This is a genomic window from Pseudoalteromonas sp. MBR-15, from assembly GCF_053628915.1.
The window spans coordinates 48,997-62,370 of sequence record NZ_JBRJHH010000012.1 but is presented as its reverse complement, the minus strand read 5'-3'; the positions used below and the strand labels follow the sequence as shown (position 1 = coordinate 62,370).

Genomic DNA, 13,374 nt, shown 5'->3' with positions numbered 1-13,374 from the left:
CGAAAAAAGGCCCGGTGGAGAAAAAACCGGGCCTTTGCTACTGTAACATTGGGATATGTTAGCAACTTTTTTCTAAGTTAAAACCAGTAGCTGAGGAGCTACTGAGTGGTAATCTAAAGCCATCGCTATGCTCAAAACCGTAATATTTACTATCGAAAAAGCAAACACTTGGCGCGCCCAACCGCTTACATCAATATTGCGACGATAACCTCTGAGCGCCATAAGCAACCACCAAAAACTCGTTGTACAAGCTACAGCCATGAAAGCTAAACCTGTATAACCACTAATGGTTAATAACATCACAACCAACGCATACACGGCGATATATAAAACAATGTGATGCTTTGCCTTTTCGATCCCTTGCGCTACGGGTAACACGGGAATTCTGGCCGCTTGGTAGTCGTTATAACGAAAGATTGCAATTGCATATGAATGAGGCATTTGCCATAAACTAAACATTACCAATAAAATCACAGCACCGGCATCAAACTGTCCCGTTACCGCACAATAGCCCACCACAGGTGGAACTGCGCCCGATAAACTACCGACAAAGGTGCCATACACAGAACGACGTTTCATATATAAGCTGTATACACCGACGTAAATGACGTAACCAAACGTAGCAAATAAGAGTGCCACCACGTTGGTATAAACGGCTAATAATGTGAAACCAAAAACACCCAGCACGATGCCATGTGCCATAGCGGCCTTTGCTGACATTTCGCCAGTGACTGTGACGCGTTTGCGAGTGCGCGCCATTGCAACATCAATATCACGATCAATCACATTATTGATAGCACATCCAGATGCCACAACTAAAGATAACCCAAGCAAAGTTGCGACCATTAACCATGGGTCAACATCGCCACGAGAGGCTAGCAAGAATCCCCCCGCAACAGAGATTAAATTGCCCATGATAATGCCAGGTTTAGTGACATTTAAATAACGTCGAAACACTTCCTCGACTCCTCTAATATTCTGCACAAACGCAAAATTACGAAAGAAACTAGCTAATAACAGACTGTAAGAACTGGAGACACAATCTCAAACTAACCAGCTCCTTTCGTAAATCTTTATATCAATTACATAAAAATAATTGTTATTTAATACATCATCATGGCGTTCGATTCGTAGATGATCCACACCGACAAACCAACCACCATCACGATAATTATGGCGCTGAAGATAAATGACAATGAGCTGGCTTTGCCGTCTTCAGTTTTAAAGCTTAAATGCAAGAAGTACTTTAAATGCACCCAAATTTGCACAACCGCCATCGTCACAATGCACCAGACGGTGGCTGGTTTTGAAAACGACCCACTCATCACAGCCCAAAATGGAATAGCCGTTAAAATCACTGACAACACGAAGCCAATAAAATAGTCTTTCATACTGCCATGTGATTGTGTGTCGTGTGCGTGTACTTCTAAGTTATTAATGACATGCGATTCACTGTGACTCATTACATTGCTCCCATTAAATAAACAACGGTAAACACACAGATCCACACCACATCTAAAAAGTGCCAGAACAAACTTAAACAACTTAAGCGTGTCACTGTTTGCGGGTTTAAACCACGACGAACAACTTCGATCATCATGATTGTCATCCAAATTAAACCCGCTGTTACATGCAGACCATGTAAACCGACTAAAGAGAAAAACGACGTTAAAAAGGCACTGTGTTGCGGGCCATTACCGTGCGCAATTAGGTGATGAAACTCATACACTTCCATACCAATAAACACAGCACCAAAAGCAAAAGTGACAAGTAACCAAGTTAATGTTGCTGCCTTTTTCTGCGAATGTGCAGAAATCATCGCAAAGCCAAATGTAATACTACTTAGTAGGAGTGCCGCGGTTTCAACCGCGACAAAATCAAGTTCAAAAATGTCTTTGCCTGACACGCCGCCGGCTGTGTTCATAAACAGCACGGCATAAGTTGCAAAGAAAGAAGCAAATAATAAGCAGTCGGTCATTAAGTAAAGCCAAAAACCGAATACCGTGTTGCCACCTGTGTCGTGATGCTCACTATCATGTGCTTCAACATGACCTTGAGCATTACTTAAGGTGTTTAAATCTGCAGTGATAGTACTCATGCATTCACCCCTTTAGTCGCGGCGGTATTGTGCGCCGTTTCAAGTTCAACAATTTCATCTGGTTGCACGTAATAATCAACATCAGTTGTATAACAACGTTTAATAAATATCGCGATAGCACCCAGTAAACCAAAGGCTGCAAGCCACCATATATGCCAAATCATGGCAAAACAGAACGTTGTTAATGCACCGCTCATCAATACACCCGCTGGCGTATTTTTTGGCATGTGAATTGGGCTATAAGATGCTTCTTGTTTGTAAGCTAAGCCTTTTTCTTTCATGTCAGTCCATGCATCAATGTCATCAACATGGGGAATTTTTGCAAAGTTGTAGTACTGCGGAGGTGATGCAGACGCCCATTCAAGCGTATGACCATTCCATGGATCACCTGTTGTATCATCTAATTGCTCGCGGTTTTTAAAACTCACAACAAGTTGTACTACTTGGAACAAGATACCGAACATGATGATCACCGCACCGCCTGCTGCAATGTATAACCACATGTTCCAATCTGGGTTATTTGTGTGGTTTAAACGACGAGTCATACCTAAGAAACCAAGCACGTATAACGGCATGAATGCCACAAAGAAACCAATTAACCAGCACCAGAAAGATCTTCTGCCCCAGCGTTCGTCAAGTTTGAATCCCATTGCTTTAGGGAACCAAAATGCGAAACCTGCTAAGTAACCGAACACTGCACCACCAATAATGGTGTTATGAAAGTGAGCAATTAGAAATAAGCTGTTGTGTAATACATAGTCAGCACCAGGGATTGCAAGTAATACACCTGTCATACCACCAATGGTGAATGTCACCATGAAACCCAGAGTCCAAAGTACGGGCACTGTGATTCGTAAACGACCACGGTACATAGTGAATAACCAATTAAAGAGTTTTACACCCGTCGGCACTGCAATCACCATGGTCATGACACCAAAGAAGGCATTAACGTTCGCACTTGACCCCATAGTGAAGAAGTGATGAAGCCATACGATGAAACCTAAAATAGAAATCGCACCACTTGCATAAACCATCGACTTGTAACCAAACAAACGTTTACCAGCAAAAGTAGAGATAACCTCTGAGAAAATACCAAACGCAGGTAAAATTAGAATGTAAACTTCAGGGTGACCCCACGCCCAGAATAAGTTGATGTACATCATCGCGTTACCACCTAATTCATTGGTGAAAAAGTGGAAATCGAGATAACGGTCAAGTGTCAGCATTGCAAGCACAGCAGTCAAAATTGGGAACGAGGCTGCAATTAAGATATTTGCCCACGTACATGCCCACGTAAAAATAGGCATTTTCATTAAGGTCATGCCGGGTGCACGCATCTTAAAAACTGTCACTAAGAAGTTAACCGACGTTAGCAAAGTACCTAAGCCGGATATTTGCAAGGCCCAGATATAATAATCGACCCCCACGCCCGGACTAAACGACAACTCGGATAATGGTGGATAGGCAACCCAGCCTGTTTTTGCAAACTCACCGAAAAACAGTGAAATATTAATTAATATCGCACCGCCAGCAGTTAGCCAAAAACTTAAATTATTTAAGAATGGGAAAGCAACATCACGTGCACCAATTTGCAGTGGCAAAATAATGTTCATTAGACCAATCATGAACGGCATCGCCATAAAGATGATCATGATCACCCCATGCGCCGTAAAAATTTGGTCGTAATGTTCAGGTGGTAAGTAACCACTTGCACCGCCCGTAGCCATTGCTAATTGTAATCGCATCATAATGGCATCAGCAAAGCCGCGGAATAACATAATAAGCGCAAGAATGATGTACATAACCCCTAAGCGCTTATGATCAATTGACGTGATCCAGTCGTGCCAAAGCACGCCCCATTTTTTATATTTTGTTACTAAGCCTGCAACTAGCAAGCCTAAGACAGCAACCACCGTCATGGTAACCATGATAATTGGTTCATGAAACGGGATTGCGTCTAATGTTAATTTACCTAACAACGACATGATTATTCCTCGTCCTCGCCGTGCCCTTTATGAGCAGAGTGCTCAGGCATTGCGTGTTGCATTGCACCGTGTGAGCCATGCGCTTGCATATACTTCATTACAATTGAATGAAACATATCTTTGTCTACACTGGCATAGTATTTAACTGGGTCGTATTCACTTGGCTTAGCTAGTTCAACATAGGTCTTTTTAGTAAGCGCAGACCCTGAATTTTTCACCTTATTTACCCATGCATCAAAGTCAGCTTGGGTTGGCGTGGCGATAGCATTAAACTTCATGCCTGTGAAACCTGCCCCACTGTAGTTAGCAGAGAAACCTTTAAAAGTACCCGGTTCATCAGCTATTAGATGCAGTTTGGTTTCCATGCCTGCCATTGAATAAATTTGGCTACCAAGCTGAGGTATGAAAAACGAGTTCATGGTGCTTTCTGAGGTAATCTTGTATTGAACAGGCACGTTAGCGGGAAACACCAACTCGTTGACTGTCGCAATGCCTTGCTCAGGGTAGATAAATAACCATTTCCAATTTAAAGACACCACTTCAACAGTGAGATGCTCACCTTTCCCTTCTAGCGGTTTATAAGGGTCAAGCTCTTGCGTTGACTGCCAGGTGATCACACCTAAAATAACCACGATGATAATAGGAACAGCCCACACCACCGCTTCAATCTTGTTAGAGTGAGCCCACTTAGGAGCATAAATTTCTTGGTCTCGTCCATCACGGTATTTCCATGCAAAATAAATTGTCATGGCAATCACTGGGATTACAACAATCAGCATTAATACCGTTGCTACGATGATTAAATACTTTTCGTCGGCCCCAATTTGACCTTTTGGATCAAGTACCCCGCCTTCACAGCCAGTCAAAGCCAGCACTAAAGACGCTAGAGCAATATTACAAAGGTTACGAATTGACAAAGGAATATCCTACAACCTAAAAGTTAACACTTGTCGATAAGTACACGACGCTTTTCTGTAGCAACGAGCGGCCACAGATATCCCTAGCCACATAACGAGCACAATTTATCGCCACGTTAAGAGAGGGAATAGTTAGGTTAGCTGACTGAAATTTGGACGTAGAAAGCCCACTAGGTGCTTAGTAAAGACAACTTAGAAAACGACTAAAATGGCTGAACTTAAGCAGCAAAGCTTATTTACAGACAACCACTTACACGAGGAGGAGCACGACAGCCATGTGCGCTGTGTACTACTAAAGACTTTATCGTTTCACGTGCAGCGAAGGCCGCTTTACGTAAAATGACACCTGCACGACGCGCAGGAAAGAAATGGAAGACCAACCAGCATAAGCCAATTAATAATTGGCAAGACACCACGGGGTAAGCTAAAAAGCTCAATACATTAAGTAACGGTGTTTCATACAAAGCACCTTCGCTTAATAAACTTCTTAACTCATGTGCATCTTCTACCGCACCGTTAATTAGCATGGCTGAATTAATGATCAGCAAGGCTAAAACAGACAACAGTTCTTTGCCAGCAAAAAACGCACGCGCAGCTAATTGCAATCTAGCGAAACTAGATTGTTTAACACCTTGTGACGGATTAATTACTCGCAAAACACATGCCTTTTTATAACTTTGGCCGCAATAAAAGTAGACGCTCTACCCTATAATTAAGCGCGGCAACTTGATCTTCATCAATAAAGTTTCAGTAATTACTGAAATTTCGATGTGGAGTATAACAAAGTCAACGTACGGTACAAGTAGAATTTAACAGTACTGCGTTAAGCATCGTTTATTCAACTGATAAATAAATGTAAACAACCCCAAAATATGAAGCTAAGCATCTAAAAAAGCTAGAGTATTTAATATAGCAAAAAGCAATGCCTAAAAAGAAAATTGCATAAAAATGGCGTTTAAACACATACCTACTCAGTATCTACTTGTATTGTGTTACTGAACAAGGATTAGCCAAGAGAGCTAAAATATAATATTCTTCATTAAAACATGATTAAGAATAATAGAGTTATATATGTACCAGTATGCACTTACCACCGCCTTATTACTTAGCAGTTCTCATGCATTTGCAAACAGCATTGAAGACACCAGAGTTCATGGATTCGATAAGCCAGCAATTTATTACAGCGATATAGAACCCCAACTAAAAAAAGCTGCTATGCACCCTGCAATTACTTTGCAACAGCTAGGTAGCTCATACCAAGGGCAACCAATAAATGCACTTGATATTGGCTCTGGCGCTATTAAAGTAATGATGTGGAGCCAAATGCATGGCGACGAAAACACCGCAACGGCAGCACTAATGGATTTTTTAACCTTTATCACAGCGCCTGAAAACGCGGCATGGTTAAAAGAGTGGCAAACAAAGCTTACACTGCGCATTATTCCTATGGTTAACCCTGACGGTGCCGCCATTCAAACGCGTCACAATGCACAAGGGATCGATCTAAATCGTGATGCGAAAGCTCTGCGCACCCAAGAAGGGCAAATTTTAATGGCGGCTGCAACGCAATTTAAGCCTGATTTTGGCTTTAACTTACACGATCAAAATGCCTATTATGGGGCTGGCAAAAAAGGCAAACAAGCAACCATCTCTGTGCTCGCACCGGCTTACAATGAAGCACGTGAAATTAATACCACGCGTGCAGAAGCGATGCAGTTTACGGCCCATTTAGCAGCCACGGTAGAAAACATGATCCCCGGCCACTTAGGCAAATACAACGACAGCTACTCATACCGCAGTTTTGGTGATACGTTTTCTGAAAAAGGGATTCGCACTATTTTAATTGAATCGGGTGCTTACCCTCAGGATCCAAACCGTCAAGTAGCGCGAAAAGTTAACCGTGTTCTTTATAAAAAGGCGATTGATTCTTTAGTAACGGGTGATTGGAAAAAAGCCACTGTAGCGCAGTATCATGCAATCCCATTTAATGCGAAAGATAATTGGGTCGACCTACTCATTGATGATGTGATGGTAAACAGTGAGATGGGTGACTACCAGATTGATATTGCCATAAATGATAAGGGTAGATTGCCTACCATCAAAGAACTCGGCGATATAAGTAGTATTCGCCAAGGTTACCAGGCATTAGATGCCAGCAAATTGAGCTTTAATATAGGCAACAGCTACATTATTACTAAACCAATCACATTGACTGACAGCACTTATAAGGCGTTATTAAAAGAAGGCTATAGCTGTTTCTCAGGTCAGGTGCATAAACTCACGAATAACTCACAATGGCCTGTATATACGTGTCCAAGTGTGTTCACCTCGATTCCAACACTTCATGCTCCTGCAGCCTTTTTGCTAACAGCAAACCATGCAAATCAATATGCCGTCTTGGGTGCTAAATTAATTGGGTTGAACTAGGTGCCTATTCGAGAATAAAAAAGCGCGGGCATTAAAAAAGCGCCCCTTAGGCGCTTTTTTGTGTGGTTACAGAATTTGATTCTCTTTCCACGCTTGTTCTTTTGCCATGCGCTTTTTACGCTTGTCACATGGATCATCACAGTCACAGGCTTTATCGATACCCACGGCACCTAAGCCACCGCAGCTACTGGCCATTGATTTCTTTTGCACAATCATGCCCACAGCCATCGCTGCCACAATTAAAATAAGTAGACCAAAAGTAAGAAGAAAAAGTGACATTGCTTTGCCCCTATCGTCAGCAATTAAATCAAGCCCAGTCGACTGGGCTGCACGTATTATAAACTGCTTCTTGCTCTGCTACAAATATGGTTTAAAGGCAGGGCTAGAATAAGTGACCAAGCCATTGTCTGACTTAGCAATTAAATACACTGGCAGGTCATGTTGTTCAGCGTATTTTTGTGCCCGCTCCATTCCCATTACCGTCAGTGCTGTTGCTAAACCATCAGCCGTCATTGCCGAAGGGTGCAATACGGTAACAGACACCAAATCATGGCGGCTTGGCATACCCGTCACAGGGTCGATTAAGTGGCTATAGGTTACCCCATCCATCTCGTAGAAAATGCGATAATCACCCGACGTTGCAATGCCATTCGTGCCCGGCTCAATCACTTTATGTACTTTGCGCACACCCGGCTCAGCGTCGGGTTGTTCGATAGCGATTTTCCAGGTGATATTATCTGGCTTGATACCTGACACACGAAGCTCGCCGCCAATTTCGACCATATAATTTTCTAAGCCATGGCTTTCAATTACTTGCGCAACCTTATCAATACCGTAGCCTTTTGCTGTTGCTGAAAATGATAATTCTAAGCCATCCACCGTCTTCAGAAGACCAGCATCGCTTAACTGAAGCTTATCAACACCAATTTTCGCGACCATATCAGCCAGCGCTTCATCGCTTGGGCGTTTAGTCGGTTTTTTATCTGGACCAAAGCCCCATAAATCAATTAGTGGACCCATCGTCACATCAAGGGTTTTTGTAGATTCACCCAAACGAATAGACTCCGCAACGACCTGACGAAAATCATCACTGATGGGCATAACCTGCCCTGCAGGCAAGCGATTAAATTGATTAATTTCTGAGTCTGGTATATACGTCGACATCGATTGATTAACCTCTTTCAACACTTGCTTAATTTCAGGGTGCAAATCAATCCCTTCTAGCTTAGAAGGTTCAGCAAATACTTTAATGTGGTATGTCGTTCCCATGGTCTTACCTTCAAGATAGAGCTCTTGGGCTTTATCTGCTTGGCTGCAACCAGCCATGAGTAAAGTAACAGTTAGTAGGAAAAAGGCCACAAAGCCTTGGCGATAAAACACTTTATTCATAGCAACTCACCTTTTGGATACCAATCGACAGTGGTATAGAAATAAAAAAGCCTCGTAACACGGTGTGCTACGAGGCTTGTATTCTAACCAAAACTAATTGTTTTGTGTATGGGTGTTAGCCACCGAAGTCATCTAATAAGATGTTTTCGTCTTCTACACCTAAGTCTTTAAGCATGTTGATAACAGCTGCATTCATCATTGGAGGACCACACATGTAGAACTCACAATCTTCTGGCGCTTCATGATCTTTCAAGTAGTTTTCATAAAGTACGTTATGGATGAAGCCTGTGTAACCTTCCCAGTTATCTTCTGGTTGTGGATCAGACAGTGCTGTATGCCATACAAAGTTATCATTTTCTGCTGCTAAGCCGTCGAAATCTTCAACATAGAACATTTCACGCTTAGAACGCGCACCATACCAGAAGCTCATCTTACGCTTAGATTTTAAGCGCTTAAGTTGGTCAAAGATATGTGAACGCATTGGTGCCATACCTGCACCACCACCTACGAATACCATTTCTGCATCAGTGTCTTTCGCGAAGAATTCACCGAATGGACCAGAAATAGTAACCTTATCGCCTGCTTTAAGTGACCAAATGTACGACGACATTTTACCACATGGAAGGCTTAGGTCTCTTGGCGGCGGCGTAGCGATACGCACGTTAAGCATAATAATGCCTTCTTCTTCTGGGTAGTTAGCCATTGAGTAAGCACGAATTGTTTCGTCGTCTACCTTAGACTCCAGATCGAAGAAACCAAAGTGGTTCCAGTCGCCACGATATTCTTCAGGAATATCGAAGTCAGCGTATTTAACGTGGTGCGCAGGGGCTTCGATTTGAATATAACCACCGGCACGGAACGGAACTGATTCGCCATCAGGAATTTGTAACTTAAGTTCCTTGATAAACGTTGCTTTGTTATCGTTTGAGATAACTTCACAATCCCACTTCTTAACACCGAAAATTGACTCTTCAAGTTCAATTTCCATGTCGTTTTTAACATTAACCTGACACGCTAAACGGCAGCCTTCACGAGCTTCACCTTTAGAGATGTGATCAAGTTCTGTTGGTAAGATATCGCCGCCACCTTCTTTAATGTGTACACGACACTGGCCACATGAGCCACCGCCACCACATGCAGATGATACGAAAATACCTGAATCAGACAGCGCGCCTAATAGCTTGCTACCTGCAGATGTTTTAATAGCTTTTTCTGGGTCGCCATTAATACCGATGATGATATCGCCGCTTGCAACTAACTTAGATTTAGCACCAATGATGACTAAAACTAGTAGTACAACGATAGCGATGAAAACACCAACACCTAAGAAAATCTCATTCATGATTTATCCTCGCTACCTTAAAGTGAAATACCAGAGAATGACATAAAGCCAAGACCCATAAGACCAACAGTGATGAAGGTAATACCTAAACCACGTAAGCCATCAGGAACGTCTGAGTACTTCATTTTTTCACGGATACCAGCAAGTAATGTAATTGCTAGTGCCCAGCCCACACCTGAACCGATACCATAAACAACAGACTCGCCGAAGTTATAGTTACGCTCAACCATGAAAGATACCGCACCGAAGATCGCACAGTTAACTGTGATCAAAGGTAAGAAGATACCTAACGCGTTGTATAGTGCAGGGAAGAACTTATCTAATGCCATTTCAAGAATTTGTACAAGTGCTGCAATAACACCGATAAATGTCAAGAAACGTAAGAAGCTAAGGTCTGCTTCTGGGTAGCCAAGCCACTCTAATGCACCCGGTGCAAGAACAGCGTGGTAAACCAAGTTATTTACTGGCACTGAAATACCCAATACCACGATAACTGCCACACCTAGGCCGATTGATGTAGTTACTTTCTTTGATACTGCAAGGAAAGTACACATACCTAGGAAGAAGGCTAAAGCTAAGTTTTCAATGAAAACCGCTTTTACAAATAAACTAATATAATGTTCCACTGCTCGCCCCTTACGCTTTTGCTTCTACTTGGTCTTTCTTAACGGTACGAAGTACCCAAATGAATAAACCAATAATGAAGAATGCACTCGGTGGTAAAATCAATAGACCCATTGGTTGATACCAGCCACCATTTTGTACAAGTGGGATAATATCAACACCGAATAGTGAACCTTTACCGAATAACTCACGGATGAAACCAACCGTTAATAGCACGACTGAGTAGCCTAAACCATTACCGATACCGTCTAAGAAAGACATCAGTGGTGGTGATTTCATTGCGTATGCTTCCGCACGACCCATTACGATACAGTTAGTAATGATTAGACCAACGAATACAGATAGCTCTTTTGCAGTTGCGTAAGAGAATGCCTGTAAAACTTGGTCAACAACGATTACCAGTGACGCAATGATCGTCATTTGCACGATAATACGTACAGATGATGGGATCTGGTTACGAATACATGAGATAAAGAAGCTAGAAAACGCAGTTACAAGTGTCAATGCGATTGACATGATTAGTGCATTTTTTAAGCTTGATGTAACCGCTAGCGCAGAACAAATACCAAGTACTTGAAGTGCGATTGGGTTATTTGCGAATACCGGGCCAAATAGGACCGACTTCATTTCTTTAGTATCAGCCATTATTTCAACGCTCCTTCACGTACTTTCGCAAGGAATGGACCAAAGCCATGCTCGCCAGTCCAGAAGTCAACTGTATGATCAACACCGTTTGACGTTAACGTTGCACCTGAAAGACCATCGATTTGATGTTCATTGCTCGCACCGCTCTTCATGATATTGATTGGTAACTCTTTACCTTGCCATTTAGCAGTCCATTGTGGGTTTTGAATCTCACCACCAAGACCAGGCGTTTCATTGTGCTTGAAGAAATTGATGTTCTTAACAGTTTCACCATCGCTCTCAAGCGCTAAGAAGCCATACATTACACCCCAAAGGCCGTAACCTTGGATTGGAAGAATGATTGCATCTGTAGAACCATCTGCTTTTTTCGAGATATAAACAGGTGAATTTTTCGTCATACGCTGGATACCCGCGATGTCTTTAATTCCTTCTGCTTTCAACGCAAAGCTACGCGCTTGGTCGAATTTAGATTTCTCGAAATCAAATGAGTTAGGATCAACACCTTCAACAAACTCACCTGTGCTCATATCTACTACGCGTGCTTCAATTTTTGAGTTGAAGGTATCTGAAACAGTACCCGAAACTTCAATGTCTGCAGCCGCTAAGATATTACGCTGAATATCTTGTGTTTTGTTAGCTTGCTGTAAAGGACGAAGCTGAACTGAAGCAAACGATACGATGATTGCACACACTAAACATAGTGCAACAACAACGGTTAGCGTTTTGCCGATTGATTCGTTATTACTAGACATTACGTGCCAACCTCCGCTTGATATTAGCTTGCACTACAAAGTGATCGAATAATGGCGCAAATAAGTTAGCAAATAAGATTGCTAGCATCATACCTTCTGGGAATGCCGGGTTAACAACACGGATCATTACAACCATAAAGCCGATTAACGCACCGTAAGCGAACTTACCTTTGTCTGTGAATGATGCAGATACTGGGTCTGTTGCCATGAAGAACATACCAAATGCAAAACCACCCAATACTAAGTGCCAGTGCCAAGGCATAGCAAATACAGCGTTCGTTTCAGAACCAACCGTGTTTAGTAAGAATGACGTTGCAACCATACCTAGGAAAACACCTAGCACGATACGCCATGAAGCGATACGCACATAAATCAGGAATAAACCACCGATTAATAGTGCAAGTGTTGATGTTTCACCAACAGAACCTTGAATGAAACCGTAGAATGCATTCCACCATAGTTCCATGTTGCTGTAATCAAGTGAGCCAACAACTGCCTGACCTAGCATAGTTGCACCAGAGAATGAATCTACTGCTGTCCATACTGTGTCACCTGAAATTTGTGCAGGGTATGCGAAGAATAAGAACGCACGACCAGCAAGCGCAGGGTTTAGGAAGTTACGACCTGTACCACCAAAGATCTCTTTAGCGATTACAACACCAAACGTAATACCTAGCGCAACTTGCCATAGTGGAATCGTTGCAGGCAGGATTAGTGCAAATAATACAGACGTTACGAAGAAACCTTCATTTACTTCGTGCTTACGCACTGAAGCAAATAATACTTCCCAGAAACCACCGACAATAAATGTTGTCGCGTAGATTGGTAGGAAGAAGCAGGCACCGTAAAACATTTTTGCGCCCCAACCTGATTCAGCAGATAATTCACCGCCAAACAATTGGAACAGACCAACTTGCCACGAGTTTGCTAGTTCAAAACCTTGTGCAAGCGCACCTGCGGCCTGATGACCGATGTTGAACATACCAAAGAACATAGCAGGGAACGTCGCCATCCACACTAAAATCATCATACGTTTTAGGTCGATGTTATCGCGAACGTGTGTTTTGCCTTTATTTACGTAACCAGGCGTGTAAAAAATAGTCGCTGCAGCTTCGTAAAGCGCATACCATTTTTCGTGTTTACCACCCGGTTCAAAATGCGGCTCAATATCTTCTAGAAATTTCTTTAAACCCAT

Annotated in this window: 14 protein-coding genes; 1 reads left to right on the top strand and 13 read right to left on the bottom strand. The window is 42.5% G+C overall.

Annotated elements, in window-relative coordinates; genetic code table 11:
• Positions 1-72: 72 nt before the first annotated feature.
• From cyoE to ACSSVW_RS15640, 6 genes are all read right to left on the bottom strand, one after another.
• Positions 73-957 (bottom strand): heme o synthase, encoded by an 885-nt coding sequence (gene cyoE, locus ACSSVW_RS15665; RefSeq protein WP_036966514.1) that lies wholly within the window; start codon positions 955-957, stop codon positions 73-75.
• Positions 958-1,103: 146 nt separating this feature from the next.
• The gene (gene cyoD, locus ACSSVW_RS15660) at positions 1,104-1,463 is read right to left on the bottom strand and encodes a cytochrome o ubiquinol oxidase subunit IV (RefSeq protein ID WP_065978652.1); all 360 of its coding nucleotides are present in this window, start codon (positions 1,461-1,463) and stop codon (positions 1,104-1,106) included.
• Positions 1,463-2,098 (bottom strand): cytochrome o ubiquinol oxidase subunit III, encoded by a 636-nt coding sequence (gene cyoC / locus ACSSVW_RS15655; RefSeq protein ID WP_036966507.1) that lies wholly within the window; start codon positions 2,096-2,098, stop codon positions 1,463-1,465. Before cyoC ends, cyoD begins: the two co-directional genes overlap by 1 nt.
• The gene (gene cyoB, locus ACSSVW_RS15650; protein WP_036966505.1) at positions 2,095-4,083 is read right to left on the bottom strand and encodes a cytochrome o ubiquinol oxidase subunit I; all 1,989 of its coding nucleotides are present in this window, start codon (positions 4,081-4,083) and stop codon (positions 2,095-2,097) included. The genes cyoC and cyoB overlap by 4 nt, the downstream gene beginning before the upstream one ends.
• 2 nt (positions 4,084-4,085) lie before the next feature.
• Positions 4,086-5,000: a ubiquinol oxidase subunit II gene (gene cyoA, locus ACSSVW_RS15645; protein WP_454179633.1), complete on the bottom strand. Its 915-nt coding sequence runs from the start codon at positions 4,998-5,000 to the stop codon at positions 4,086-4,088.
• A gap of 236 nt (positions 5,001-5,236) precedes the next feature.
• Positions 5,237-5,656 (bottom strand): hypothetical protein, encoded by a 420-nt coding sequence (locus ACSSVW_RS15640; protein ID WP_036966501.1) that lies wholly within the window; start codon positions 5,654-5,656, stop codon positions 5,237-5,239.
• Positions 5,657-6,071: 415 nt separating this feature from the next.
• Here ACSSVW_RS15640 and ACSSVW_RS15635 point away from each other — a divergent pair, with 415 nt between their 5' ends.
• Positions 6,072-7,427 (top strand): M14 family zinc carboxypeptidase, encoded by a 1,356-nt coding sequence (locus ACSSVW_RS15635; RefSeq protein WP_454179631.1) that lies wholly within the window; start codon positions 6,072-6,074, stop codon positions 7,425-7,427.
• A gap of 66 nt (positions 7,428-7,493) precedes the next feature.
• Here the strand turns inward: ACSSVW_RS15635 and nqrM are convergent, their stop codons facing one another.
• The 7 genes from nqrM to ACSSVW_RS15600 all read right to left on the bottom strand — a co-directional run bounded on the left by nqrM (position 7,494) and on the right by ACSSVW_RS15600 (position 13,374).
• The gene (gene nqrM, locus ACSSVW_RS15630) at positions 7,494-7,706 is read right to left on the bottom strand and encodes a (Na+)-NQR maturation NqrM (RefSeq protein WP_036966498.1); all 213 of its coding nucleotides are present in this window, start codon (positions 7,704-7,706) and stop codon (positions 7,494-7,496) included.
• Positions 7,707-7,784: 78 nt separating this feature from the next.
• Positions 7,785-8,816, bottom strand: coding sequence for an FAD:protein FMN transferase (locus tag ACSSVW_RS15625; protein WP_036966495.1), 1,032 nt, complete (start codon positions 8,814-8,816; stop codon positions 7,785-7,787).
• Between the two features lie 115 nt (positions 8,817-8,931).
• Positions 8,932-10,158 carry an NADH:ubiquinone reductase (Na(+)-transporting) subunit F gene (nqrF, locus tag ACSSVW_RS15620; RefSeq protein ID WP_036966491.1) on the bottom strand — a complete coding sequence of 409 codons (1,227 nt, stop codon included), beginning with the start codon at positions 10,156-10,158 and terminating at the stop codon, positions 8,932-8,934.
• 17 nt (positions 10,159-10,175) lie between these two features.
• The gene (gene nqrE / locus ACSSVW_RS15615) at positions 10,176-10,784 is read right to left on the bottom strand and encodes an NADH:ubiquinone reductase (Na(+)-transporting) subunit E (RefSeq protein ID WP_016708692.1); all 609 of its coding nucleotides are present in this window, start codon (positions 10,782-10,784) and stop codon (positions 10,176-10,178) included.
• A gap of 10 nt (positions 10,785-10,794) precedes the next feature.
• On the bottom strand, positions 10,795-11,427 hold the full coding sequence (locus tag ACSSVW_RS15610) for an NADH:ubiquinone reductase (Na(+)-transporting) subunit D (protein ID WP_036966488.1): 633 nt from the start codon (positions 11,425-11,427) through the stop codon (positions 10,795-10,797).
• Positions 11,427-12,179 (bottom strand): Na(+)-translocating NADH-quinone reductase subunit C, encoded by a 753-nt coding sequence (locus ACSSVW_RS15605; RefSeq protein ID WP_036966485.1) that lies wholly within the window; start codon positions 12,177-12,179, stop codon positions 11,427-11,429. Before ACSSVW_RS15605 ends, ACSSVW_RS15610 begins: the two co-directional genes overlap by 1 nt.
• Entirely contained in the window at positions 12,172-13,374 is a 1,203-nt protein-coding gene (locus ACSSVW_RS15600) for an NADH:ubiquinone reductase (Na(+)-transporting) subunit B (RefSeq protein ID WP_036966483.1), read from the bottom strand. The genes ACSSVW_RS15605 and ACSSVW_RS15600 overlap by 8 nt, the downstream gene beginning before the upstream one ends.